This is a genomic window from Marinobacter shunpengi (genome assembly GCF_045449715.1).
Classification (GTDB): Bacteria; Pseudomonadota; Gammaproteobacteria; order Pseudomonadales; family Oleiphilaceae; genus Marinobacter.
This window is the reverse complement of record NZ_JBJJLA010000017.1, coordinates 361,642-385,438: the sequence shown is the minus strand read 5'-3', so window position 1 is coordinate 385,438 and position 23,797 is coordinate 361,642. Positions and strand designations below refer to the sequence as shown.

The following is a 23,797-nucleotide window of genomic DNA, read 5'->3' as shown; positions in this document are numbered from 1 at the left end:
AGGCTACCCCCTCAGCCTACCCAAAAATTCTTCCCCAACATCATCACCACGCTTACTAATCTGCCGAACCACCTCCCCACCAGAGTTCGGACAAACAACAGCATTCGTCTTGTCCTCTAAAATGTCCTGAACGTGCCGCACATGCTCTCGACTGGTCCTTAAAGAGGCGTCCAACCGCCCCGAAGCAACCCGCTCAATCACTTCCTCAACCTGCACAGGCGTCAGCACTTCTTCCCGATACGACTTGATAAATCGAAGATACCCACCACCCTCAGTCACATTCGGTGGCATCTGCATCTTGAAGGTGGAATCCCCCACAAACACCACCAGGGAATAGACCTGCTGATTATCCAGACCTAGCAGGTCCTGCACGGTTTTCACATGCTTGTAGTTCTGATGAAGCGGATTCTGGAACTTCTGGGTGTACCGATAGATCTTCTGAGTCCAATACCGCTGCCTCTCCCCACCAAAGATCCACCCCTTCATATTCTTCGTCTCCACCACAAACACTCCATACGGAGACACAATCAAATGATCAATCTGGGTAGTCCCATCCTCAGTCGGCAGCGTCACATTTCGGATCAGATGGTAGGTCTTGCGGTCGAGGAGGAAATGGGCCGACAGGTTAACAATGACCTCACCCACCCAGCCCTTGAATCGGGCGGACTTGAGGACAGCAACCAGTAGAAGGAGGGGAATGAGGAACCAGAGGTGTTCCAACAGCGGTTGCAGGATGACGGTAAAGTCCATTTTCTCGTCCGGGTGAAGTTTATTTAATCTATTTCAATCCACTCTAGAACATGCGGCCAAGCCTGTCTGAAAAAAATTGTAAAACGGCAATCAATTTACAGCTTTAGCACCACAAAAAACCCGCCCCAGCAAAGCCTGGACGGGCCAAAACCTCAAAACCGGTTTTCCCAGGCGATCAACCCACCATTAGGTAACCACCCACCGCAGCTAGGCCAGCCCCCACACCACGGGCAACCCGGTTGTCCGCCTTCATCAGCAGTGCCCCCAATCCGCGACCAGCAAAGGTAATGCCCAGCGTCGCAATGGAGAACCCAGCCAGATAAGCCGCCAGCATGGCACCAGATGGCATTTCGGTGCCGTGGGCGTAGCCATGGAACACCATGAAGGCCATCACCAGCGCCGCGCCTACAACCGTAGGCAGTTTCGCCATGGCCGCAATCAGGATGCCGGCGACGATGACGGACAGGACGATGCCGGTTTCAACGCCCGGCAGGGCGATACCGGCGAACGCAATGCCCGCGCCCAGGATCATGCCGCCCACCACGAACAGCGGGGTGGCGTTTTTCATGACGTTGCCCTGGCGGACGCTCCAGAAGCCGATGGCGGCCATGGCCAGCAGGTGGTCCAGGCCCAGCAGCGGGTGCAGCAGGCCGCTGGTGAAGCCGCTGGCGCCGTGGTCGTGGCCCGGGTGGGCGACGGCGGCGGTGGCGGTCAGCAGCAGGGCGGCGGTGGTGAGCAGTTTGGTGGTCAGTTTCATGGTTTACTCCTGGTTATCTGAATTCGTGTCCCGGTTTCGCTTATGCGCTTTCGGCCTGCTTGTTGGGACGTCTCTCGGGCAACATGCCTCGCTCCAGAATGAAGCTGATGATGGTTTCCAGCCCTACCCCGTCGTACAGGTTGGTGAAGACGAAGGGGCGTTCGCCGCGCATTTTCTTGCTGTCGCGGTCCATAACGTCGAGGGAGGCGTGGACCTGTTCGGCGATGTCGATTTTGTTGATGATGAGCATGTCGGATTTGGTGATGCCGGGGCCGCCTTTGCGGGGGATCTTGTCGCCGGCAGAGACGTCGATGACGTACAGGGTGAGGTCGCTCAGTTCGGGGCTGAAGGTGGCGCTGAGGTTGTCGCCGCCGGATTCGACCAGGACGAGTTCGAGGTTTGGGTGGCGGCTCTGGAGGTCGTCGATGGCCGCGAGGTTCATGGAGGCGTCCTCGCGGATGGCGGTGTGGGGGCAGCCGCCGGTTTCTACGCCCAGGATTCGGTCGGCTGACAGGGCCTCGTGTTTCAGGAGGAAGTCGGCGTCTTCTCTGGTGTAGATGTCGTTGGTGACGACGGCGATGTCGTAGTGATCACGCAGGGCGAGGCACAGTTGGCGCAGCAGTGCGGTTTTACCGGAGCCTACCGGGCCCCCTACTCCTACTCTCAGGCAATGTTTCATTTCAATATCCTCATCGGTTCAAACTCCGAGGGAAGGCGCATGATCGGGGACGCTTTCCGGGACACGCCGTGAATCCGTCCATGGAGGCTCTTCAAAAACGTCCCTGTTTTTGAAGGTCCCGGAAAGCGTCCCCGACCACGCGCCGCCATCTGCGGAGTTGTAGTCATGTGATTAACTCCGAAATAACCGGGAGTACTGTGTTTCGTGTAAGGCACTGGCCAGGGCTAGGCCCGGTAATATCGGTCCGAGTTCGTCGTCGGTTCGCGTCAGGGCGTTGTCGACGGCATCGACCAGTTGGGGCCGTAGCTGTTCGGTCAGGCGTTGGGCCGCTGTGTGGCCTAGCGGTAGGGCCTTGCAGGCGACCGCGAGTTGGTTTTCCAGCCAGGCCCAGGCGAAGCCGAGCAGGGTCTGACGTACCGGGACGTTGCGTGTGTGGGCGCACCAGGCGAACAGGGTGACGTAGCCCGGGGTGGCCGGTAGCAGGTCCCGTTCCGGGGCCAGGTCCAGGTTGCGCAGCAGGGTTAGCAGCGCGGTGCCCAGGCGGGTGTCTTCGTCCACCAGTTCGGCGGTTTCCCGGGTGGCGTGCAACCATTGGTTCCAGTGGTTGATGGCCACTGCGTCGTCTTCGGCCCAGGCCTGTTGCAGTCGGGTCAGCAGGGGCAGTTCGCAGCGGCTGAGGCCGTCGTCGAGGACGCCTTCCAGCCAGTCGCCCAGTTCGGCCTCGTTGTTGACCCAGCCCAGTTCGAAGGCGCTTTCCAGGCCCTGGGACCAGGCGAAGGCGCCGATGGGCAGGGCCGGGCTGACCAGTTGCATCAGGCCCAGCAGGGCCAGGTCGGCCTGTGGATCGGTGTCAGTGTGCATGGCTATGGCCGTGTTCATGGCTGTGGTCGTGGTTATGGCCGTGGCTGTGACTATGGTTGTGGCCGTCGCGGCCCGCCTTGTCGTAGGCGCCGGGTTCGGGGTCGAAGGGGGCCTGGTGGTGTTCCAGTTTGGCGCCCAGGCGTTCGGCCAGTTCTTCCAGCACGTGGTCCGGCGGGAAGCGCACCCAGCCTGTGCCGTCGCCCTCCACACCGATGGCCAGTTGCACGTGGCGGTTGCCCAGGTGATAGCAGAGTTTGGCCAGGGGCAGGCCCGCGTCGATGTGAGCGGTTACTACCGGCTCGTCCGCTGCTTTTATGCGGATGATTTCGCCGGTGTCGGCTTGCAGGCAGTCGCCGCTGCGCAGGACCGGGCCGCGGTCGAGGAACAGGCCGACGTCGTGGCCGGTGTCGGTGGTGGCCCGCAGGCGGCCGCGGATGCGCAGTTCCAGCGGCAGCGTGAGGGTGTCGTGGATTTCCGCCTGTTCCATGGGTTCGATGCGTTGTGTCAGTTCCAGCATGGTGTCATTCCTCAGAACAGGTGGTAGCGCTGGGCCAGGGGCAGTTCGGTGGCGGGCTCGCAGGTGAGCAGTTCGCCATCGGCGTGCACTTCGTAGGTCTGCGGATCCACGGTCAGGTGCGGGCAGGCGTCGTTGAGCTTGAGATCGCCCTTGCGCACGGTGCGGACGTTTTTGCAGGCGGAGAGCATACTGCGCAGGCCCAGTTCCTTGCCGATGCCGGCGTCCAGGGCAGCCTGGCTAACGAAGCTGAGCCGGGTCTGGCTGGCGGCGCGGCCGAAGGCACCGAACATGGGGCGGTAGTGTACCGGCTGCGGTGTGGGTATCGACGCGTTCGGGTCGCCCATCGGTGCGGCCGCAATCATGCCGCCCTTGATGATGGTGGAGGGTTTGGTGCCGAAGAAGGCGGGTTTCCACAGTACCAGGTCCGCCAGTTTGCCCACTTCGATGGAGCCCACATCGTGGGCGATGCCGTGGGTGATGGCCGGGTTGATGGTGTACTTGGCAATGTAGCGCTTGGCGCGGAAGTTGTCGGCGCCCCGCTCCTCGTCTTCCGGCAGCAGGCCGCGCTGGACTTTCATCTTATGGGCGGTCTGCCAGGTGCGGCACACCACTTCGCCCACCCGGCCCATGGCCTGGGAGTCGGAGGCGATCATGGAGATGACGCCCATGTCCTGGAGGATGTCTTCGGCGGCGATGGTTTCGCGGCGGATGCGGCTGTCGGCGAAGGCCACGTCTTCCGGGATGTTGGGATCCAGGTGGTGGCAGACCATGAGCATGTCCAGGTGCTCGTCGATGGTGTTGACGGTGTAGGGCCGTGTGGGGTTGGTGGACGACGGCAGTACGTAGTCCTTGGCGCACGCGGTTATGATGTCCGGGGCGTGGCCGCCGCCGGCGCCTTCGGTGTGGTAGGTGTGGATGCAGCGTTCCTTGAAGGCGGCCAGGGTGTCTTCCACAAAGCCGGACTCGTTGAGGGTGTCGGTGTGGATGGCGATCTGGACGTCGTATTTGTCGGCCACGGTCAGGCAGTTGTCGATGGACGCGGGGGTGGTGCCCCAGTCTTCGTGGAGTTTGAGGCCCATGGCGCCGTATTTGAGCTGCAGTTCCAGGGACTCGGGCAGGCTGGCGTTGCCTTTGCCCAGGAAGCCGATGTTCATGGGTATGTCGTCGACGGCCTGGAGCATTTTGCCGATGTGCCAGGGGCCCGGAGTGCAGGTGGTGGCGTTGGTGCCGGTGGCCGGGCCGGTGCCGCCACCGAGCATGGTGGTGATGCCGCTCATGAGGGCTTCGTCGATCTGCTGGGGGCAGATGAAGTGGATGTGGGCGTCAATGCCGCCGGCGGTGAGGATTTTGCCTTCACCGGCGATGACTTCGGTGCCGGGGCCGATGACGATCTGGACGTCGGGTTGGGTGTCGGGGTTGCCGGCTTTGCCGATGGCGGCGATTCTGCCCCCCTGGATGCCGACGTCGGCTTTGACGATGCCCCACCAATCGAGGATCAGGGCGTTGGTGATGACGGTGTCCATGACGGTGTCGTCGGCCCGTTGGCTTTGGCCCATGCCGTCACGGATGACTTTGCCGCCGCCGAATTTGACTTCGTCGCCGTAGTGGGTGGCGTCGCTTTCGACTTCGATCCACAGTTCGGTGTCGCCCAGGCGGATGCGGTCCCCGGTGGTGGGGCCGTACATGTCGGCGTAGGCCTGTCTGCTGATTTTCATGTTAATGCCTCGCTTTCTGGATTCCGGGGGAAGGAGCCGATCGGGTAAGGCTTTCCGGGACACGCCGTGGATACGTCCCTGTAGGCTCTTCGAAAACGTCCATGTTTTCGAAGGTCCCGGAAAGCCTTACCCGACCGTCTCCCCTGAATTTGGTTGCAAGCCTCACAGCTTTCCCATTACGTCGCCTCGGAAACCGTAAATAGTGCGATCGCCGGAGTATGGGATAAGCGTCACTTCGCGAGTCTGACCCGGTTCAAACCGGATGGCGGTGCCGGCGGCTACGTCGAGGCGATAGCCTTTGGCCTTGTCGCGATCAAACCGGAGCGCCGGGTTGGTTTCGGCGAAGTGGTAGTGGGAGCCGACCTGGATCGGGCGGTCGCCGGTGTTGGCGACGTCGACGGTGATGCGTTCGCGGCCGGCACAGAGTTCGATGTCGCCGTCTTTGAGTTGGTATTCGCCGGGTATCATCTGCGTCTCCTTAAACGATCGGGTTATGGACCGTGACCAGTTTGGTGCCGTCCGGGAAGGTGGCTTCCACCTGCACTTCGTCCACCATTTCCGCCACGCCTTCCATCACGTCGTCACGGGTGAGCACTTCGCGGCCGGCGCTCATCATGTCGGCGACGCTTCGGCCTTCCCGGGCGCCTTCCATGATTTCGGCGCTGATGAGGGCGACGGCTTCGGGGTAGTTGAGTTTCAGGCCCTTGGCCTTGCGTCTTTCCGCCAGCAGGGCGGCGGTGAAGAGCAGTAGCTTATCTTTGTCTCTGGGTGTCAGTTCCATCGTTTTGCTCCGATGATTGCAATGTTCTTTGTTTACTCCCTCTCCCCTGGAGGGAGAGGGGGAGACTCCCACTCCGGAGTTGGCTATCTTGGGCGCCTTTGGCGCCTCCCCCTCTCCCTGGCCCTCTCCCTCGTTGGGGAGAGGGGATGGTGTTTCAGACGCTCTGCCATGCCCGCTACCTGCTATGTCAGCCAGATCCTCGGTACATGGGCCGGCTGGCCGGTCAGTCTTGGTCTTAGTATTTCCCAGGCCTGTTGGCAGATGGCCCAGGCTTCGTTGCGTTCGTTGCCCAGGTAGCGCAGTAGCAGGACGCCGCCGCGCCGGGTTGCTGCCCAGCGTGGGTTGTCCGGGAGTTCCTCGCGCAGTTGTTCGATGGCGTTCGCCTCGTCTTCCAGTCCGACGGTCCACAGGGTGGCCTGGACGGTGTGGCCGCCCTGCCCCCATTTGCCGTTGAAGCGGCGGTGTTTGGGGTCGAGGGTCTGGCGTTCCTGCCAGACGGGTACGCTGTCGCGGGTCAGCTGGAAGCGTTGTTCCAGTTGGCCGGTGGCGAAGGGCAGTTCGCTGGCCGGACGGCCCAGAGCCAAGATTTCCCAGCCGATGCATTGGCTGCGGGAGCCCATCTCGATGGTGGTGGTCTGGGTGCCTCGGGAGCCGTCGAAGGCGAGGGTTTCCTGGGGCAGATATTCCAGGGTGCCGCCGTCTTCCACCGTCAGTTTTGTGTGCTGGGCCCAGGCGACGCCGTTGCGATCGGCCTTGTAGAGTTTGGCGGCGGCCGGTGTGGTCAACAGGGCGTGGGCGCCGGTGCCGACGGTGGCGTTGATTCGCAGGGCGTCGCCGCTGACCAGTCCGCCCGGGGGGTGTAGCAGGTAGACGTGGCAGCAGCCGTGGCGCCCCTCCGGGTAGAAGGGCCGCTGTACCCGCAGCGGGCCGCTATGGCGTGCGGTGGCCATGCGGGTGACGGGGCGGCCGTCCTGTTGCCGGCCTTCGAAGCCCAGGGTCAGGCTGGCCGCCCAGTGGCGGTCCTGGTCGAAGCGGTGGCCGGAGTCGGCCTTTTCCGGCATCGGCTGGTAGATGGTCATACCGTCAGGTATTGCTTGATGAGTTCATCGGACAGCTCGCCGATCTCGCCTTCGGCCATGCGGCGGCCCCGGTCGAGGATGGCGAAGCGGTCGGCGTATTTGCGGGCGAAGGGCAGTTTCTGCTCCACCAGCAGGACGGTCAGGCCGTCTTCCGCGATCAGTTTGCGGATGACCTCGCCGATCTGGGCGACGATGTTGGGCTGGATGCCCTCCCCCGGTTCGTCCAGGATCAGCAGCCTTGGTTCGATGACCAGGGCGCGGCCGATGGCCAGTTGCTGTTGCTGGCCGCCGGAGAGGTCGCCGCCGCGGCGGTTCTTCATTTCCTTGAGCACCGGGAACAGTTCGTAGATGCGCTCGGGGATGGTTTTCTGGCCATCACCCCGGGCGGCGAGGCCGGTGCGCAGGTTTTCTTCCACGGTGAGCAGCGGGAAGATCTGGCGGCCCTGGGGTACGTAGCCGATGCCCAGGCGGGCCCGCTGTTCCAGGGGTTGCTTGATAAGGTCCAGTTCGTCGGCAAAGCGGATGCTGCCGTTTTCCACTTTCTCCTCGCCCATGATGCATTTCATCAGGGTGGTCTTGCCCACGCCGTTACGGCCCATCACGCAGGTGCACTGGCCCTGGGGAACATCCAGGTCCAGGTCCCAGAGGGTGTGGCTTTCGCCGTAGTACTGGTTGAGTTTCTCGATCTGCAACATTCAGGCTTCCTCCCCCAGGTAGACCTTGATCACTTCCGGGTCGTTGGAGACCTGGTCCATGGTGCCTTCCGCCAGCACGCTGCCCTGGTGCAGTACGGTGACCTTGCGGGCGATGGAGCGGACGAAGCCCATGTCGTGTTCCACCACGACGACGGACTGTTTGCCCGCCAGGCTGGTGAGCAGGTCGGCGGTGCGTTCCATTTCCTGTTCGGTCATGCCGGCCACGGGCTCGTCCACCAGCAGCAGGCGCGGGCGCTGCATCAGCAGCATGCCGATTTCCAGCCACTGTTTCTGGCCGTGGGAGAGGATGCCGGCGGGCTGGCTGCGCAGGTCCTGCAGGTGGATGGTTTCCAGCGCTTCGTCAATGCGCTCCCGGTGTTCCGGTTTCATGGTGGCGGTCAGTGTGGGGAATACCCGTTTGTCCGCCGCCATGGCCAGTTCCAGGTTCTCGAATACGGTCAGCGCCTCGAATACCGTGGGCTTCTGGAACTTGCGGCCGATGCCCAGGCTGGCGATGTCCGGCTCGTTCATGTGCAGCAGGTTGTGACGGCTGCCGAACCAGACGGAGCCGGTGTCAGGCCGGGTCTTGCCGGTGATGATGTCCATCATGGTGGTCTTGCCGGCGCCGTTGGGACCGATGATGCAACGCAGCTCGCCGTCGTCGATGGTCAGGTTGAGGTTGTTGATGGCCCTGAAGCCGTCAAAGCTGACGTTGACGTCTTCCATATACAGGATCGGGCCGTGGCGCACGTCCACCGGGGAATCGGTGGGCGTGAGGAAGGTGAAGACCTGATCCCGGTTGGCCAGTTCGGTCATGATGCTCATGCGGTGGCCTCCGCCGTGGAATCGTTTGATGGTGTGTCGTCAGCCTTGCGCCGGCGCTTTTTCAGCAGCCCGGCAATGCCCTGGGGCAGGAACACGGTGACCAGTACAAACAGCGCGCCGAGGGCGAACAGCCAGGCGTCGGGCATGATGCCGGTGAACACGGTCTTGGCGTAGTTCACCAGGATGGCACCGATGACCGCGCCGTAGAGGGTGGCGCGTCCACCCAGGGCAACCCATACCACGATCTCGATGGAGAACAGGGGCGAGAACTCACTGGGGTTGATGATGCCCACTTGTGGCACGTACAGCGCCCCGGCGACACCCGCCAGCATGGCGGAGACCACGAACACGAACAGTTGCACCCGTTCCACCCGGTAGCCCAGGAAGCGGGTGCGGGCCTCTGCGTCGCGGCAAGCCACGCTGACCCGGCCCAGTTTGCTGGTGACGATGCCCCGGCACACCAGGTAACCGATGGCCAGGGCGATACCGGTAGCGATGAACAGGCCCAGCCGGGCCGCATCGGTGCGCAGGTTGAAGCCGAGGATGTCGCGGAAGTCGGTCAGGCCGTTGTTGCCGCCAAAGCCCATCTCGTTGCGGAAGAAGGCCAGCATCAGGGCGAAGGTCAGCGCCTGGGTGATGATCGACAGGTAAACACCGGTCACCCGTGAACGGAAGGCCAGCCAGCCGAACACCAGCGCCAGCGCGCCCGGCACCAGCAGCACCATGGCGAAGGCGAACCAGGCCATATCGAAGCCGTGCCAGTACCAGGGCAGTTCCTGCCAGTTCAGGAACACCATGAAGTCCGGCAGGATGGGGTCACCGTAGGTGCCCCGGTCGCCGATCTGGCGCATCAGGTACATGCCCATGGCGTAGCCGCCCAGGGCGAAGAAGGCGCCATGGCCCAGGCTGAGGATACCCAGGTAGCCCCATACCAGGTCCACGGCCACCGCCAGCAGGGCGTAACAAAGGTACTTGCCCAGCAGGGTGACGGTGTAGGCGCTGACGTGCAGCGCGTGCCCTTCCGGCAGGGCCAGGTGCAGCACGCTGACAACCAGCAGTGCCATGAAGAGGATTCCGAGGAACAGCTGGGTCGAGCGTTCCTGCAGAGGTCTGGTTAGCCACATGATATTACGCCTCTGCCGCGCGGCCCTTTTGAGGGAACAATCCCTTCGGCCGTTTCTGGATAAACAGGATGATGAACACCAGCACGATGATCTTGGCCAGGACGGCGCCCGCCCACGGCTCCAGTAGCTGGTTGATGGTGCCCAGCGACAGGCCCGCCACCAGCGTGCCCCACAGGTTGCCGACACCGCCGAACACCACCACCATGAAGGAGTCGATGATGTAGTTCTGGCCCAGGTTCGGGCCCACGTTGGTGAGCTGGGACAGGGCCACGCCCGCCAGCCCGGCCACGCCGGAGCCCAGGGCGAAGGTCATGATGTCGACGCGGGTGGCCTTGATGCCCATGGAGCGGGCCATGGCCCGGTTCTGGGTGACGGCGCGCACTTCCAGCCCCAGGCGGGTGCGGCGCATGATCAGCATCAGCGCGGCGAACACCACCAGGGCGAAGCCCAGCACATACATGCGGTTGAGGGTCAGCGACAGGGCGTCGTTGATCACCAGCGAGCCACTCATCCATTCCGGGCTGACCACGGTGCGGTTCTGGGGGGAAATCACGGTACGCACCAGTTGCTGCAGGATCAGGCTGATGCCGAAGGTGGCCAGCAGGGTTTCCAGGGGCCGGCCCTTGAGGAACTGGATAACGCTGCGCTCGATGGCGATACCCGCCAGCGCGGCGACAAGGAAGCCGGCCGGGATGGACAGGATCAGCGCCAGGCCAGGCTGACCCGGCAGCAGTTGCTGCATGCCCCAGGTGGTGTAGGCACCCAGCATAATGAGTTCGCCGTGGGCCATGTTGATCACGCCCATCACACCGAAGGTGATGGCCAGGCCGATGGCGGCGAGGACAAGGACGGAACCCAGGGACAGGCCGAAGTAGAGGGTTTCGGCGGCCTTGTTCATCTTCAGTTTCTGCTCGATAGAGCCCAGGGCCTTTTCCGCCGGGGCCCTGAGTGCGGGATTTTCCGAGGCGACGGCGCTATTGAGCGCGGCCCGGGAGCGGGGGTGCAGGCTACCGGCCAGCACGTCGACCGCTGCCACACTGCCCTGCTCTTCCACCTGGTAGATGGCCACGGCCTGTTCCAGGCGGTTGCGGATGTCGACGTTCGGTTCCTCGTCAATACGGGCGGTGACGGCTTCCACGATAGCGTCATCCACCTTGCCCAGCAGGTCCTGGGCGGCGGTTTCACGAGTCTCCACATTGTTGGCGTACAGGTCCATCATCGCCATGACGCCTTCCAGTTGCTGGCGGATGGCGTTATTGACGGCGATCCGGTCCAGATCCCGACGGGACATTTCCCCCAGGTTCTCGCCAGTGACGGCGTCGGCCACTTCCCAGTCACGGCCACGGTTGTTGAGTACGATCACGATTTGGCCGGTGTCTTCCACCCGGCTCAGGCGATTGTTGCCGTAGGCGTCCAGCCAGTCGCGGGCCCGCTCATGGCCGCTGGTGGCGATGGCCTTGATGACGGCCTCGGTCTCGCGGGGGGAGGCATCGGCCAGCTGCTCCAGCAGCGCCTCGGCGGAGGTGTCCTGCTGGGCCGAGGCGGTTACCGCCGGCAGGGTCAGCAGGACGATAAGGAGGAGTGTGAGCCATCGGGGGATGCTCATGGTGTCTTCCTGTCTGGTGTCTGGGTGAATGGAAGGTCGGGAAAGGTGAACCGGGGCGGCAGGCCCGCCCCGGCCGGGTACCGATTACTCGGCAGCCATGGCCTGCTCGCCGGCAGACGCACCACACTTGCCTTCCTTCACGTTGTAGTTGCCGCAGCGCATGGGGGCGCGCCAGTCGGCAATCAGGTCACGGGAACCGGGCAGGAAGTCGGACCAGGCATCACCGGCGACGGTGGCCGGGGTTTCCCAGACGATGGAGAACTGGCCGTTGTCCTGGATCTCGCCGATCAGCACCGGCTTGGTGATGTGGTGGTTCGGCATCATGGTGGCGTAGCCGCCGGTCAGGTTGGGCACGGTGACACCGATGATGGCGTCCTTGACCGCGTCCACCTCGGTGGTTTCCGCTTTCTCAACCGCCTTCACCCACATGTTGAAACCGATGTAGTGGGCTTCCATGGGATCGTTGGTGACCGCTTCCTCGTCGCCGGTGTATTCGATCCACTGGTCGATGAAGTCGTAGTTGGCGTCGGAATCCACGCTCATGAAGTAGTTCCAGGCGGCCAGGTGACCCACCAGCGGGCCGGTGTCGATACCGGAGAGTTCCTGCTCGCCGACAGAGAAGGCGACAACGGGAATGTCGGTGGCGGAGATGCCCTGGTTGCCCAGCTCGCGGTAGAAGGGCACGTTGGCATCACCGTTGATGGTGGACACCACGGCGGTCTTCTTGCCGGCGGAGCCGAAGGTCTTGATGTCGGAGACGATGTTCTGCCAGTCGGAGTGGCCGAACGGGGTGTAGTTGATCATGATGTCTTCCGCGGCGACACCACTGTCCTTGAGGTAGGTCTCGAGGATTTTGTTGGTGGTGCGCGGGTACACGTAGTCGGTGCCTGCCAGTACCCAGCGCTCAACGCCAAGCTCGTTCTTCAGGTAGTCCACCGCTGGAATCGCCTGCTGGTTGGGGGCGGCGCCGGTGTAGAAGACGTTTTCGGAAGATTCCTCACCTTCATACTGCACCGGGTAGAACAGCAGGCCGTTCAGTTCCTCGACCACCGGCAGGACGGATTTCCGGGAGACGGAGGTCCAGTTGCCGAAGATCACGTCCACCTCTTCCTGGGCCAGCAGTTCACGGGCCTTTTCCGCGAACAGCGGCCAGTTGGAGGCCGGGTCGACCACCACGGCTTCCAGTTCACGTCCCAGCAGGCCGCCGTTGGCATTCTGCTCTTCGATCAGCATTTCCACGGTGTCCTTCAGGACTGTCTCGCTGATGGCCATGGTGCCGGACAGGGAGTGCAGGATGCCCACCTTGATAGTGTCTTCCTGGGCCTGGACGGCCATTGCGCCGGAACCCAGAGCCGCCGCCACTACAACGCTGGCCAGTTGTTTCTTGAATGTTGTCACGTGCATATCCTCGCTTTCTCAGATGTTTGTGCGCTTCTTTGGCGCGGGGCGACTATCATTCGTTCGCCTTGTGCACTGAGAATTGCAAGCGGTGTGCCATACTGAGGCCGGCATTTTTTATTGTTACATTTCAGCGAATTACAAATGACAAACCGACCGTTGGAAAATCAAGGGTTTCAGATTTGGTGCATTGCGCCCGGAAGATCGCACCGTGATGAAGCACAAAACAGCAACAGGGCTCATACTTGGTGCGCCCGATTATCCAGCGCCCCAATTCGACGCAGGGCATGTCTCGGCCACCATCCGGTCCCTCTATGATGACGATAGATGCCCCGATAACTTGACCTGCGTCAGGTGCCACGTATGATCTGATCCGTGCCTTTATAAGGAGTCTCAATGATTCTTCAGCCCCGTTCTGCCCAATACCGGCCAATGCCAGGCATGAACCCGGCCCTGTCGCACGTGCCTGCTGTACACCTCAGCGGCCGCCTGCCCTATTTTCCCGACCCACCCACTGGTCGGCGGTAAGCCCGTTGGTGCCGTGGCACCATGCCTGCAATACTGACGCCGGGGCATCGTAGGGACATGAGGGAGCAGCGCGACTGCCGCGCCCCGACAATAAATCAGAAGAACGGAATAACGAGGTTGCGATGACACTGTCGCTGGTGGTGTTACTACCATTTCTCGGGGCCATTGCCGCGCCCCTGTTCGCCCAGGCCGGGCGAACGGCCATTGCCATAGCCTCCTCGGTGCCGGCACTGCTGGCACTGGCCACGCTGTTCCCCATGTGGAGCACACTGGCGGAGGGCGGCACCGTCGTTCAGACCCTGGAGTGGCTGCCACAGTTGGGGATCAACTTCAGCTTCCGGCTGGACGGCCTGTCGCTGATGTTTGCACTGCTGATCCTGGTGATCGGCCTGCTGATCATCCTCTATGCCCGCTACTACCTGAAGCCACAGGAGAACGTGGGCAAGTTCTACGCCATGCTGCTGTGCTTCAAGGGCTCCATGCTGGGTATCGTGCTGTCCAGCAACCTGCTGCTGATGATGGTGTTCTGGGAGCTGACCAGCCTGACGTCGTTCCTGCTGATCAGCTTCTGGAACCAGAAGCAGGACGCCCGCCGCGGCGCCCGCATGGCCCTGGCGATCACCGGCGGGGGCGGGCTGGCGCTGCTGGCCGGCATCCTGCTGATTGGCCGCATTGTCGGCTCCTTCGAACTGGACGACGTGCTGGCTGCCGGCGACCAGATCAAGGCCCATGCCCTCTACCCCTATGCCCTGACGCTGGTGCTGCTGGGGGCGTTCACCAAGTCCGCCCAGTTCCCGTTCCATTTCTGGCTGCCCCATGCCATGCAGGCACCCACGCCGGTGTCCGCCTACCTGCACTCCGCCACCATGGTGAAGGCCGGTATCTTCCTGATGGCGCGGCTGTACCCGGCCCTGGCGGGCACCGAGCAGTGGTTCTACATGGTGACCTTCACCGGTATGGTCACCCTGCTGATCGGCGCCTATGTGGCGCTGTTCAAGCATGACCTGAAGGGCCTGCTGGCCCACTCCACGGTCAGTCACCTGGGCCTGATCACCCTGCTGCTGGGCATGGGCACGGAACTGGCGGCGGTGGCCGCGCTGTTTCACATCATCAACCATGCCACCTTCAAGGCCTCCCTGTTTATGGCCGCCGGCATCATTGACCATGAAACCGGCTCCCGGGACATGCGGCAAATCAACGGCCTGTGGAAGTACATGCCCCACACCGCCACCCTGGCGATGGTGGCGGCGGCCTCCATGGCGGGGGTGCCGTTGCTGAACGGTTTCCTGTCCAAGGAGATGTTCTTCGCCGAGGCCCTGAGCCTGAACCTGCCCGGCATCTGGGCGTGGATTCCGCCCATTGTGGCTACCCTGGCGGGCATCTTCGCGGTGGCCTATTCGGCCCGTTTTATCCACGACGTGTTCTTTAATGGCGCACCCCGCAACCTGCCCATCTTCCCGCCCCACGAGCCGCCCCGGTACATGAAGATTCCGGTGGAGATCCTGGTGGTGGCCTGCGTGCTGGTGGGGCTGTTTCCGGCGTTCTCGGTAGGGCCGCTGCTCCACGCCGCCGCCTCGGCCACCCTGGGCGGCCAGGTGCCGGACTACGGCCTGGCGGTGTGGCACGGCTTCAACCTGCCGCTGATGATGAGCTTCGCGGCGTTCATCGGTGGTCTGATCATGTACCACTACCGTCAGACGTTCTTTGATTTCCACGACCGCTTCCGGGAGATCGACGAGAAGGCGGTGTTCGAGGCGGTGGTGTCCTGGCTGGTGGAACGGGCCCGCACCCTGACGGCGAAACTGGAGAACGGCTCGCTGCAGCGCTACGCCATGCTGCTGGTGGTCAGTGCGGTAGTGGTGGCCATCGTGCCGCTGTCGGGCATGGACCTGATCGGCAGCAATGGCCTGACCCCCATCGACGTGCCAACCGCCATTGGTGCCGCCATCCTGATCTTCTGCACCTTCGCCACGGTCTACATCCGCCGGGAGCGGCTGACATCGCTGATCATGCTGAGTGTGGTGGGGCTGTTCGTGTCCCTGACCTTTGCCCGCCTGTCCGCACCGGATCTGGCCATGACCCAGATCTCGGTGGAAGTGGTGACCATCGTGCTGCTGATGCTGGCGCTGTTCTACCTGCCACCCTGGACGCCGTCCGAGGGATCGAAGGGCCGGCACGCCCGTGACCTGGCCATCGCGGGCGTGGCGGGCCTGGGCATGACGGCGGTCACCCTGGCGATGCTCACCAGCCCGTTCAGTTCCATTTCCGACTACTTTCTCGAAAACAGCAAGCCCGGCGGTGGCGGCACCAATGTGGTGAACGTGATCCTGGTGGACTTCCGGGGCTTCGATACCCTGGGTGAGATCACCGTGCTGGCAATCGCCGCCCTGGGCATCTACGCCATGCTACGAGGTCGCGAGTTGCAGGCGCCGCCCACCGACGGCCTGGGTCACCCGTGGGCGCTGGATGCCCATCCCACCATGTTGCGGCAGATGTCGCGGCCACTGCTGCCGCTGGCGCTGATGGTGTCGGCGTACATCTTCCTGCGCGGGCATAACCTGCCGGGCGGTGGCTTTATCGCCGGCCTGATCACGGCCATTGCCCTGCTGATCCAGTACATTGCCAGCGGCGACAACTGGACCCAGGCGCGGGTGAATGTCCGTTACCACAATATCCTGGCGCTGGGCCTGTTCTTCGCCACCGTCGCCGGTGCCGCCAGCCTGGTGTTCGACTACCCGTTCCTGACCTCCACCTTCACCTATCTCAAGTGGCCGGTGGTGGGCAAGTTCGAGGTGGCCTCGGCGCTGGTGTTCGACCTCGGGGTCTACCTGACGGTGGTGGGCGCCACCCTGCTGGCCCTGGTCAGCCTCGGCAAACTGACCCCTGCGGGCCGGCCCATGACCCGAACCGAAGCACGGGAGGAGTCGTAACCCATGGAGATTACGTTTGCACTGATCATCGGGTCGCTGACCTTCGCCGGGGTGTACCTGGTGCTTCGCGCCCGCACTTTTCCGGTGGTGGTGGGGCTGACCCTGCTGTCCTATGGGGTGAACCTGTTCCTGTTCTCCACCGGTCGCCTGATGACCGGCGGCCAGCCGATCATCGGCAGCACGGACACCTATTCGGACCCCCTGCCCCAGGCGCTGGTACTGACCGCGATTGTCATCGGCTTTGCCATGACCGCCTTCGTGGTGGTGCTGGCCCTGCGGTCCAAGGCGGACACCGGAGATGACCACGTGGACGGCACCCACCGTACCGACCTGCCCGACGAGGCCACCATTGACCAGCCCCGGGAGGAGACCGGCCAATGAACCACTGGCTTATCGCGCCCATCCTGATTCCTCTGATTGGCGGTTTCCTGCAGGTATTCGTGGGCTATGCCCCCCTGAGCCTGCGCCGTACCCTGGGGCTGGTGACCTCCGGCCTGTTGCTGGTCAGCGCCTTCTTCCTGCTGATGCTGGCCGACGACGGCAGTTACCGGGTCTACGCCTTTGGTAACTGGGCGCCGCCGTTCGGCATCGTGCTGGTGCTGGACCGGCTGTCGGCATTGATGGTGTTTGTCACCGCGCTGCTGGGGCTGTTCTGCCACCTGTATTCCCTGGGTCGCACGGATGTGGGCAGCCGACAGTTCCATGCCCTGTTCCTGTTCCAGTTGTTGGGGCTGAACATTGCCTTCCTCACCGGTGACCTGTTCAACCTGTTCGTGGCTTTTGAGGTGCTGCTGATTGCCTCCTATGGCCTGTTGCTTCACGGCGACGGCACCAAACGTACCGTGCCCGGTTTCCACTACGTGGTACTCAACCTGATCGGTTCGGCCATGTTCCTGATCGCCGTGGGCATGATCTACAGCGTGACCGGTACCCTCAACATGGCGGACCTGGCGGTGATCGTTCCCACCCTGGCGACAGAGAACCTGCCCCTGGTGAAGGCCGGCGGCATGATCCTGCTGGTGGTGTTCGCCCTCAAGGCCGCGCTGCTGCCGCTGACCTTCTGGCTGCCCAGGGCCTATGCCAGCGCCACGGCGCCGGTGGCCGCCCTGTTTGCGGTGATGACCAAGGTGGGCGTGTACGCCATCATCCGCGTGTACACCCTGATTTTCGGCGAGGATGCGGGTGCCCTGGCCCACCTGGGTATGGACTGGGTGTTCCCCCTGGCCCTGCTGACCATGGTGCTGGGCGTTGTCGGCATGATCGGCTCCGGCGGGCTGCGGACCCTGGTCGCCTGGCAGGTGGTGGTGTCGGTGGGCACTATCCTGGCGGCCTTCTCGCTGCTTAACGAGGCCGGCCTGTCATCGGCCCTGTTCTATATGGTGCACACTACCTGGGTGGCCGCCGGCCTGTTCCTGGTGGTGGACATGATCGCCGCCCAGCGGGGTGCCGCCAGCGACCAGATCGTCACCGCCCCGCGCATGCCCAACCGGACCTTTATCAGCGTGATGTTCATGCTGGGTGCGGTGTCCGCGGCGGGGCTGCCACCGCTGAGCGGGTTCTTCGCCAAGCTACTGATCATGAACGCCGCCACGCCCGGTGTGGACATGGCGGCCCTGTGGTCGGTGATCCTGCTGGCCGGCTTCATGTCGCTGGTGGCCTACAGCCGGGCGGGCAGTATCGTTTTCTGGCGCAACGTGCAGGGGCACATCGACAATCCGGAGAAGCTGACCTTCCCCCACACCGTGGGCGCCGGCGCGCTGATTGCCCTGAGCATCGCCATCGTGGTGGTGGCCGGTCCACTCAGTGAGTACACCGATGCCACCGCCGAACAGCTGCGGGATACTTCCGCCTATACCAGTATTCTGGACGCGAAAATGGTCGGGGAGGATGAATCATGACGGCTGAACGTCTGGGCTTTCCGCAGCCCTGGCTGAGTGTTGCCCTGTTCGTGGTCTGGCAATTCCTGGCGGACGGGGTCTCTGGGGCGAGCGTGGTGATGGGTATTATCCTGGCCGTGATCATTCCCCAGATTACCCACCGCTTCTGGCCGGACAGCCCGAAAATACGCAAACCCTGGGTGCTGATCCGCTATCTGGTGGTGGTCATCTACGACATCATCGTGGCCAGCATTACCGTGGCGATCCTGATCCTGAATCCCCGCCGCCCACGACCGGCGTTCGTGTCCTATCCCCTGACGCTGGACCATCCGCTGGCCATTACCATGCTGGCGAGCACTATTTCGCTGACGCCAGGTACGGTGAGTGCGGATGTGAGCGACGACGGCGAGCTGCTGCTGATTCACGCCCTCGACGTTGATGACAACGAGGAGCTGATCCGTGCGATCCACCAGCGCTATGAGAAGCCCCTGATGGAGATGTTCCAATGATGACCATCGCGCTCCATATCACCCTGGCCATGGTGGCCATTGCGGCCCTGCTTAACCTGTACCGGCTGGTTCAGGGCCCCGACGCACCGGACCGGATCCTCGCGCTGGACACCCTGTACATCAACGGCATTGCGTTGATTATCCTGCTGGACCTGGTTGTGGGGTCGCGCCTCTATCTTGAGGCCGCCATGCTGATGGCCATCATGGGCTTTGTCGGCACGGTGGCCCTGGCAAAATACCTGAAACGCGGCAGCGTTATCGAATAAGGAGCGACACCGTGGAGACCATGAGCATGCATCCCGTTGCCGAGGTGATTATCAGCGTTCTGCTGCTGACCGGTGGCTTCTTTACGCTGGTCGGCGCGATAGGCCTTGTTCGATTGCCGGACCTGTACGCGCGCCTGCACGCGCCCACCAAGGCGACGACCCTGGGCGTCGGCAGTGTGGTGATTGCCTCGATGATCTATTTCTCGTTGCACACCGGAGAGATTGCGGTGACCGAGTTGCTGATCACTGCGTTCCTGTTTCTGACCGCCCCGGTCAGTGCCAACTTCATAGCCAAGGCGGCCATGCATCTGAGGGTGGAGCGCTCTGAGGAGACTCGGGGGCATCCCTGGGATCAGTGACCTTCGTTTATTAGGTAGGACTGCCGGCTTGGGTGCCTGGCTGGGGGACCAGGGGGAGCTTTTCTTCGCCGCAATTCACGGTCCATCCCTGGACCGACCTTGCTCCGCGACATCCTGTCGCTGCTACGAAAAACTCCCCCAGGTCCCCCATCCGTCAGACTGATTTTCTGGTCGCACATCAAAGCCCGGTAAAATCGAAATCCAATTCAGGAGTCCGGCCAGAAACCACGTCGGCCAGAGCCGCAGCGGACCCACAGGAATGGGTCCACCCAAGTGTGCCATGCCCGGTATTCAGATACAGGTTGGTCAGTGGGCTCTTGCCAATATAGGGCACGTTGGAGGGCGTAGCAGGCCGCAACCCGGTCCAGAACTCGCACTGATCCCAGTAGGCCCCCTCCGGCATGATCTCCGCAGCCCGGCGCACAATCGCCTGGCAGCGCACCAGACTCAGGTCCCGGTCATAGCCGCCAAGCTCGGCCGTACCCGCGATCCGTAAACGGTCACCAAGGCGGGAATAGACCAGCTTGTACTCATCGTCCGTCAGACTTACCTGGAACGCAGCTTCCTCGTTCTTCACCGGTGCGGTGATGGAGTACCCCTTGGCCGGATAGATATTCAGGAAGAAACCCAGCTTGCGGGCGAAATGGGCGCTGTAGCTGCCCATGCTCAGCACATAGCTGTCCATGCGCAGGGTGCGGTGACAGCCATCCGGACCAATGACACCGACGCCCAGTATCCGGTCGCGAGTGTTTTCGAAGCCCACCACCTCGGTGTCGTAGAGGAATTCCACTCCGGCCTCTTCCGCTTTCTTTGCCAGTTCCTGGGTGAACTTGCGGGCGTCGCCGGATTCATCCTCTTTCGTGTAGGTGGCACCGGCGATCCGGCTGGCAATGGGTTTGAGTGCGGGCTCCAGCTCCAGGGCCTGGTCGGCACCAATCACCTGCCGGTCACAGCCCAGGTCCTGCATGATGCGGGTGGGCTCCCGGGCGGCGTCGAATTCCTTATCGTTGGTATAGAAATGCAGGATGCCCTTTTCCAGGTGATCATAGTCCAGGCCCACGTCCTTGCGCAGGACCTGCAGTTGGGTCCGACTGTAGGTTCCCAGGTTCACCATCTGGCGGATGTTCCAGGCCGCGCGTTTGGAGGTGCACTGGGTGAGGAACTTCAGGCCCCAGATCCACTGGGCCGGGTCCAGCTTGAGCTTGAACAGCAGCGGGGCGTCCGGCTGGCTCAGCCACTTGAGCACCTTTAGCGGGGCCGATGGGTTGGCCCAGGGTTCGGCATGGGACACGGAGATCTGGCCACCATTGGCGTAACTGGTCTCGATACCGGCTCTCGGCTGACGGTCCACCACCGTTACCTCATGACCTGCCTGCTTCAGATACCAGGCCGTGGTCACACCAACCACACCGGCGCCCATCACCAGTACGTGCATATCCGATCCCCTGTCTGTTCTGGAAGTGTGGGCACCGTAGCCTGTAGCGGCTGCTACAGGCTACGGTGCCCTGGAAGATGAGCCTGTTTCGCTATCCGCCGGACCGCTTCACGGTCCAGCCCTGGTCCTGCAGGATCGGGACCAGGATATCCCGCTGGTCGCCCTGGATCTCAACGACGTTGTCCTTGACGGTGCCACCGGTGCCGCACTTGGCCTTGAGCTTCTTGGCAAAGTCCTTGAGGCCCTTGCCCGCCAGTGGAATGCCGGTCACCAGCGTGACGCCCTTGCCCTTGCGGCCCTTGGTTTCGCGGCTGACTCGCACCACACCGTCACCAGCCGGTGCGGCCTGCTCCCCGCAGGTGCATTCATCCACCGGGTTGCGACATTCCGGACACATACGGCCCTGTTCGGTGGAAAATACCAGGCCGCCGGCTCCGCGTTTCTTCACAGTCTCTCCTGTCATCAATCAGTGATCCGCCCGGGGGCTGCACACCGGGCGGGACGTCGGGTTCAGGTCAGTTGCCCGGAGGATAACGGCTGAACATATCCGCGACCACCTCGTTGATCAACTTCTCGCGGGTTTCGGGGGACTGGTTCTGGTTGAGGTAGCGCTTGCTGGTACCACGCCAGACCACTTTGTTGGTGGCGGTATCCACCAGATCAACAATGAGCTGGCCTTCCTTCACTTCCCGCACCGGGGGCGCTGTGGAGATCCCCCAGCCGAAGTTACCGCGCCCGAAACCAAGGCCGTAGGAGAACCCGGAGGTATCCAGGCGGTCGACATCGTCAATATGGTAGGTGACCAGCAGGTCGGCCGAGTCGGCATCCGTCCGGGTCATGCCTTCGACTGCCAGCGCCTTGCTGACTGCATCCTCCACCCGGGAGCCATCCAGCGAGGTGTAACGGTTGTCCGCGCTGGAACCAAATGCCCAGGTCTGGTAGCTGTCGTAGGCCGCACCGGCGTCGTAGTCCGTCACCACATTGGATGCGCAGCCGGTTATCAGGACGGCCATGGCCACAATCACCAATGCCGGGCTTGCCAGTACTCGTTTCATTGCAGACCTCCGGTTCATGAATTCTCCAAACCTTCCCTTATGGTAGCCGTCCCGGGCGGAAACGGATCATCCGGCCCTGTCCGGGTAATGGTAATCCAGTTGATTGGCCTCACAAAATGAGACCAGGGATTCCTTCGCGGGTTCAGGCAGATACACCGTCATGGTGACCCCGTCGCCATAGACGGCCTCCGCCGGATCCGCGTCGTGTTGCTCACACCAGTGCCGCAGGGGCTGCTCCAGGGCGAAGGGAAGCGACACCACCACTTCCTCCATGGGCCGGTTAACCTTTCGCTCCACAGCGGACAGTACCGATTCCGCCGCCCCCGCATAGGCCCGCACGAGGCCACCGGCCCCCAGCTTGATGCCGCCGAAATAGCGGATCACGATCACCGCCACATCGCCCATGTCCTTGTGCTGGATGACATTCAGGATCGGCTTGCCAGCCGTTCCGGAGGGCTCGCCGTCGTCGTTCATCGCCGCCTCCGCCGCCGAGCCGGGCTGGCCGATCTGGTAGGCCCAACAGACATGGCGGGCATCCGGATGGTCCTGCCAGGCCAGATGCACCAGCGCCTTGACCTGTTCACGGTCGTGGACCGGGGCGACCCTGGCGATAAAGCGGCTCTTGCGGATTTCCGTCTCTTTTTCCAGAACGCCCGCCGGTATCGGGTAACCAACGCTCACGGGCGCCTCCGGGTGGCCCCTTCACCCAGACCGGGGTCGTCGGCGCTGGTGAAGACCGGCAGCCGGATATGAACCTGCAGGCCGCCATCGGCCACATTACGGGCCTCGATCTGGCCGTCGTGGGAGGCGATGATGTCACGGGCAATGGCCAGGCCCAGCCCCCAGCCCTTGCCACTACGGGCCCGATCAGCCCGGTAGAAGGGTTCAAACAGCTGGGAGAGCATTTCTTCCGGCGCGCCGGGGCCCTGGTCGATAATGGTGCATGATAGTGTGCCACCCTCGCGGGCCAGCCTGACGGTCACGGTTTTGCCCGGTGGCGTGTAGTCGAGGGCATTCTGGAGGATATTGTCCAGCCCCCGGCGCAACAGTTCGCCGTTGGCCAGCACCGTCACCTGCTGGCAGTCGGCACCCGCCTCGAAATGGCAGTCCACCCGCTGGTGTTCGGCGTAGTCGGCGGCGTCCCGGAGCACATCGTTGATGGCCCGCACCATGTTCACCGGTTCCCGCTCCAGACCATCGCCACCGCCGGACACCCGGTACAGGGTGAGGATCTGGCCGGTCATTTCTTCCAGGCGTTCGTTCTGGCGCCGGATGCTGGCCAGCAGTTCCGGTTCCATACCCCCGCTGTCCGCCGCCAGCTCGATGGCGACCCGCTGGCGAGCCAGCGGTGTGCGAAGATCGTGAGAGATATCCCGCATCAACTGTTGCTGTCGGTCCAGCAGGTCACAGAGGCGTTCCGTCATGGCGTTGAAGGCCCGGGCGGTGAGGCCGATCTCGTCCCGACGGCGGGCAATGCGTTGGTTGACCCGCAGGCTCAGGTCGCCACCGGCAATAGCCTGGGCAGTGCTTTCCATATGGCGCAACGGACGGGAGACCAGGCGTGCGATCCACCAGCAGGCAAAGGTCAGCAGGATAACCCCCAGGGACAGTTCCAGGGTCCGGGCCACGCCGGGGGAGATGCGCCCCTTGCGGTCCGACCTGGGCCAGGCCACCAGCCGCTGGGTCTCGTTGACCTCAATCACCGCCGGCTTGCGGTGGTACCAGGAACGCATGCGCTCCTGCACGGAATCCGGCAGCTCGTCGCGGGCCTGGTCCGTATCCACCAGCATCAGATGCAGGTCCAGTTCATGGCCTTTTTCACGGAGGTATCCCCAGAAGGCGCCCCGGTCAGTGCCCCGATCCAGTCTGGCCGCCTCGACCGCTACGTCACGCAGGCTTTCCAGGTCCTCGATGGCCTCCCGCTCACGCTCCAGGAGTTCTCGCGTCACCAGATTACTGAGCACGATAGCGGACGCCAGCGCCAGCCAGATCAGCAGGAAGATCCGCCAGAACAGCGGAAACATGAAGGGACGCTTGCCGTGGGTGTTCAA

25 protein-coding genes are annotated in these 23,797 nt (G+C 63.0%); 6 read left to right on the top strand and 19 right to left on the bottom strand.

Annotated elements, in window-relative coordinates:
- Positions 1–3: 3 nt before the first annotated feature.
- The 14 genes from ACJO3T_RS12355 to urtA all read right to left on the bottom strand — a co-directional run bounded on the left by ACJO3T_RS12355 (position 4) and on the right by urtA (position 12,724).
- On the bottom strand, positions 4–750 hold the full coding sequence (locus ACJO3T_RS12355; RefSeq protein WP_406978634.1) for a nuclease-related domain-containing protein: 747 nt from the start codon (positions 748–750) through the stop codon (positions 4–6).
- Between the two features lie 175 nt (positions 751–925).
- Complete coding sequence (locus ACJO3T_RS12350) at positions 926–1,507, bottom strand: HupE/UreJ family protein (protein WP_406978633.1); 582 nt, start codon at positions 1,505–1,507, stop codon at positions 926–928.
- Between the two features lie 40 nt (positions 1,508–1,547).
- Positions 1,548–2,186 carry an urease accessory protein UreG gene (gene ureG, locus ACJO3T_RS12345; RefSeq protein ID WP_406963910.1) on the bottom strand — a complete coding sequence of 213 codons (639 nt, stop codon included), beginning with the start codon at positions 2,184–2,186 and terminating at the stop codon, positions 1,548–1,550.
- Positions 2,187–2,357: 171 nt separating this feature from the next.
- On the bottom strand, positions 2,358–3,065 hold the full coding sequence (locus tag ACJO3T_RS12340) for an urease accessory protein UreF (RefSeq protein WP_406978632.1): 708 nt from the start codon (positions 3,063–3,065) through the stop codon (positions 2,358–2,360).
- Positions 3,037–3,564 carry an urease accessory protein UreE gene (ureE, locus tag ACJO3T_RS12335; protein ID WP_406978631.1) on the bottom strand — a complete coding sequence of 176 codons (528 nt, stop codon included), beginning with the start codon at positions 3,562–3,564 and terminating at the stop codon, positions 3,037–3,039. Before ureE ends, ACJO3T_RS12340 begins: the two co-directional genes overlap by 29 nt.
- Before the next feature lie 11 nt (positions 3,565–3,575).
- Positions 3,576–5,279 (bottom strand): urease subunit alpha, encoded by a 1,704-nt coding sequence (ureC, locus tag ACJO3T_RS12330; RefSeq protein ID WP_406978630.1) that lies wholly within the window; start codon positions 5,277–5,279, stop codon positions 3,576–3,578.
- 162 nt (positions 5,280–5,441) lie between these two features.
- Entirely contained in the window at positions 5,442–5,747 is a 306-nt protein-coding gene (locus tag ACJO3T_RS12325; protein ID WP_406978629.1) for an urease subunit beta, read from the bottom strand.
- Between the two features lie 10 nt (positions 5,748–5,757).
- Positions 5,758–6,060, bottom strand: a complete 303-nt coding sequence (gene ureA / locus ACJO3T_RS12320) for an urease subunit gamma (RefSeq protein ID WP_406963905.1) — start codon at positions 6,058–6,060, stop codon at positions 5,758–5,760.
- 182 nt (positions 6,061–6,242) lie between these two features.
- Positions 6,243–7,139, bottom strand: a complete 897-nt coding sequence (locus tag ACJO3T_RS12315) for an urease accessory protein UreD (RefSeq protein WP_406978628.1) — start codon at positions 7,137–7,139, stop codon at positions 6,243–6,245.
- Entirely contained in the window at positions 7,136–7,834 is a 699-nt protein-coding gene (urtE, locus tag ACJO3T_RS12310; RefSeq protein WP_406978627.1) for an urea ABC transporter ATP-binding subunit UrtE, read from the bottom strand. Before urtE ends, ACJO3T_RS12315 begins: the two co-directional genes overlap by 4 nt.
- A complete protein-coding gene (gene urtD, locus ACJO3T_RS12305; protein WP_406978626.1) occupies positions 7,835–8,659 on the bottom strand; it encodes an urea ABC transporter ATP-binding protein UrtD in 825 nt (274 codons plus the stop codon).
- Positions 8,656–9,783, bottom strand: a complete 1,128-nt coding sequence (gene urtC / locus ACJO3T_RS12300) for an urea ABC transporter permease subunit UrtC (protein ID WP_406978625.1) — start codon at positions 9,781–9,783, stop codon at positions 8,656–8,658. The genes urtD and urtC overlap by 4 nt, the downstream gene beginning before the upstream one ends.
- Positions 9,784–9,787: 4 nt before the next feature.
- Complete coding sequence (gene urtB, locus ACJO3T_RS12295) at positions 9,788–11,389, bottom strand: urea ABC transporter permease subunit UrtB (RefSeq protein WP_406978624.1); 1,602 nt, start codon at positions 11,387–11,389, stop codon at positions 9,788–9,790.
- Between the two features lie 84 nt (positions 11,390–11,473).
- Positions 11,474–12,724: an urea ABC transporter substrate-binding protein gene (urtA, locus tag ACJO3T_RS12290; RefSeq protein WP_406964135.1), complete on the bottom strand. Its 1,251-nt coding sequence runs from the start codon at positions 12,722–12,724 to the stop codon at positions 11,474–11,476.
- Positions 12,725–13,437: 713 nt separating this feature from the next.
- Between urtA and ACJO3T_RS12285 the strand changes: the two genes are divergently transcribed.
- From ACJO3T_RS12285 to ACJO3T_RS12260, 6 genes are read left to right on the top strand one after another with little or no spacing between them, the layout of a single operon-like run.
- Positions 13,438–16,245, top strand: a complete 2,808-nt coding sequence (locus tag ACJO3T_RS12285) for a monovalent cation/H+ antiporter subunit A (RefSeq protein WP_406963899.1) — start codon at positions 13,438–13,440, stop codon at positions 16,243–16,245.
- 3 nt (positions 16,246–16,248) lie between these two features.
- On the top strand, positions 16,249–16,626 hold the full coding sequence (locus ACJO3T_RS12280) for a Na+/H+ antiporter subunit C (protein ID WP_406963898.1): 378 nt from the start codon (positions 16,249–16,251) through the stop codon (positions 16,624–16,626).
- On the top strand, positions 16,623–18,143 hold the full coding sequence (locus ACJO3T_RS12275) for a monovalent cation/H+ antiporter subunit D (RefSeq protein ID WP_406978623.1): 1,521 nt from the start codon (positions 16,623–16,625) through the stop codon (positions 18,141–18,143). Before ACJO3T_RS12280 ends, ACJO3T_RS12275 begins: the two co-directional genes overlap by 4 nt.
- Positions 18,140–18,631, top strand: coding sequence for a Na+/H+ antiporter subunit E (locus ACJO3T_RS12270; protein ID WP_406963896.1), 492 nt, complete (start codon positions 18,140–18,142; stop codon positions 18,629–18,631). The genes ACJO3T_RS12275 and ACJO3T_RS12270 overlap by 4 nt, the downstream gene beginning before the upstream one ends.
- Complete coding sequence (locus ACJO3T_RS12265) at positions 18,628–18,897, top strand: K+/H+ antiporter subunit F (protein WP_406963895.1); 270 nt, start codon at positions 18,628–18,630, stop codon at positions 18,895–18,897. Before ACJO3T_RS12270 ends, ACJO3T_RS12265 begins: the two co-directional genes overlap by 4 nt.
- 26 nt (positions 18,898–18,923) lie before the next feature.
- Positions 18,924–19,256: a Na+/H+ antiporter subunit G gene (locus ACJO3T_RS12260; RefSeq protein WP_406964134.1), complete on the top strand. Its 333-nt coding sequence runs from the start codon at positions 18,924–18,926 to the stop codon at positions 19,254–19,256.
- A gap of 178 nt (positions 19,257–19,434) precedes the next feature.
- Here the strand turns inward: ACJO3T_RS12260 and ACJO3T_RS12255 are convergent, their stop codons facing one another.
- The 5 genes from ACJO3T_RS12255 to ACJO3T_RS12235 form a co-directional block, all read right to left on the bottom strand.
- The gene (locus ACJO3T_RS12255; RefSeq protein ID WP_406978622.1) at positions 19,435–20,691 is read right to left on the bottom strand and encodes a D-amino acid dehydrogenase; all 1,257 of its coding nucleotides are present in this window, start codon (positions 20,689–20,691) and stop codon (positions 19,435–19,437) included.
- 91 nt (positions 20,692–20,782) lie between these two features.
- Positions 20,783–21,139, bottom strand: coding sequence for a translation initiation factor Sui1 (locus ACJO3T_RS12250; protein ID WP_406978621.1), 357 nt, complete (start codon positions 21,137–21,139; stop codon positions 20,783–20,785).
- Between the two features lie 67 nt (positions 21,140–21,206).
- Positions 21,207–21,746, bottom strand: a complete 540-nt coding sequence (locus tag ACJO3T_RS12245) for a DUF4136 domain-containing protein (protein ID WP_406978620.1) — start codon at positions 21,744–21,746, stop codon at positions 21,207–21,209.
- A gap of 66 nt (positions 21,747–21,812) precedes the next feature.
- Positions 21,813–22,427 (bottom strand): IMPACT family protein, encoded by a 615-nt coding sequence (locus ACJO3T_RS12240; protein WP_406963891.1) that lies wholly within the window; start codon positions 22,425–22,427, stop codon positions 21,813–21,815.
- Positions 22,424–23,797, bottom strand: a complete 1,374-nt coding sequence (locus ACJO3T_RS12235) for a sensor histidine kinase (RefSeq protein WP_406978619.1) — start codon at positions 23,795–23,797, stop codon at positions 22,424–22,426. The genes ACJO3T_RS12240 and ACJO3T_RS12235 overlap by 4 nt, the downstream gene beginning before the upstream one ends.

Excerpts from the sequence above, each read along its gene's own strand:
- ACJO3T_RS12355 (WP_406978634.1), bottom strand. The coding sequence starts at position 750 with ATGGACTTTACCGTCATCCTGCAACCGCTGTTGGAACACCTCTGGTTC.
- ACJO3T_RS12350 (WP_406978633.1), bottom strand. The coding sequence starts at position 1,507 with ATGAAACTGACCACCAAACTGCTCACCACCGCCGCCCTGCTGCTGACC.
- ureG (WP_406963910.1), bottom strand. The coding sequence starts at position 2,186 with ATGAAACATTGCCTGAGAGTAGGAGTAGGGGGCCCGGTAGGCTCCGGT.
- ACJO3T_RS12340 (WP_406978632.1), bottom strand. The coding sequence starts at position 3,065 with ATGAACACGGCCATAGCCATGCACACTGACACCGATCCACAGGCCGAC.
- ureE (WP_406978631.1), bottom strand. The coding sequence starts at position 3,564 with ATGCTGGAACTGACACAACGCATCGAACCCATGGAACAGGCGGAAATC.
- ureC (WP_406978630.1), bottom strand. The coding sequence starts at position 5,279 with ATGAAAATCAGCAGACAGGCCTACGCCGACATGTACGGCCCCACCACC.
- ACJO3T_RS12325 (WP_406978629.1), bottom strand. The coding sequence starts at position 5,747 with ATGATACCCGGCGAATACCAACTCAAAGACGGCGACATCGAACTCTGT.
- ureA (WP_406963905.1), bottom strand. The coding sequence starts at position 6,060 with ATGGAACTGACACCCAGAGACAAAGATAAGCTACTGCTCTTCACCGCC.
- ACJO3T_RS12315 (WP_406978628.1), bottom strand. The coding sequence starts at position 7,139 with ATGACCATCTACCAGCCGATGCCGGAAAAGGCCGACTCCGGCCACCGC.
- urtE (WP_406978627.1), bottom strand. The coding sequence starts at position 7,834 with ATGTTGCAGATCGAGAAACTCAACCAGTACTACGGCGAAAGCCACACC.
- urtD (WP_406978626.1), bottom strand. The coding sequence starts at position 8,659 with ATGAGCATCATGACCGAACTGGCCAACCGGGATCAGGTCTTCACCTTC.
- urtC (WP_406978625.1), bottom strand. The coding sequence starts at position 9,783 with ATGTGGCTAACCAGACCTCTGCAGGAACGCTCGACCCAGCTGTTCCTC.
- urtB (WP_406978624.1), bottom strand. The coding sequence starts at position 11,389 with ATGAGCATCCCCCGATGGCTCACACTCCTCCTTATCGTCCTGCTGACC.
- urtA (WP_406964135.1), bottom strand. The coding sequence starts at position 12,724 with ATGGCCGTCCAGGCCCAGGAAGACACTATCAAGGTGGGCATCCTGCAC.
- ACJO3T_RS12285 (WP_406963899.1), top strand. The coding sequence starts at position 13,438 with ATGACACTGTCGCTGGTGGTGTTACTACCATTTCTCGGGGCCATTGCC.
- ACJO3T_RS12280 (WP_406963898.1), top strand. The coding sequence starts at position 16,249 with ATGGAGATTACGTTTGCACTGATCATCGGGTCGCTGACCTTCGCCGGG.
- ACJO3T_RS12275 (WP_406978623.1), top strand. The coding sequence starts at position 16,623 with ATGAACCACTGGCTTATCGCGCCCATCCTGATTCCTCTGATTGGCGGT.
- ACJO3T_RS12270 (WP_406963896.1), top strand. The coding sequence starts at position 18,140 with ATGACGGCTGAACGTCTGGGCTTTCCGCAGCCCTGGCTGAGTGTTGCC.
- ACJO3T_RS12265 (WP_406963895.1), top strand. The coding sequence starts at position 18,628 with ATGATGACCATCGCGCTCCATATCACCCTGGCCATGGTGGCCATTGCG.
- ACJO3T_RS12260 (WP_406964134.1), top strand. The coding sequence starts at position 18,924 with ATGCATCCCGTTGCCGAGGTGATTATCAGCGTTCTGCTGCTGACCGGT.
- ACJO3T_RS12255 (WP_406978622.1), bottom strand. The coding sequence starts at position 20,691 with ATGCACGTACTGGTGATGGGCGCCGGTGTGGTTGGTGTGACCACGGCC.
- ACJO3T_RS12245 (WP_406978620.1), bottom strand. The coding sequence starts at position 21,746 with ATGAAACGAGTACTGGCAAGCCCGGCATTGGTGATTGTGGCCATGGCC.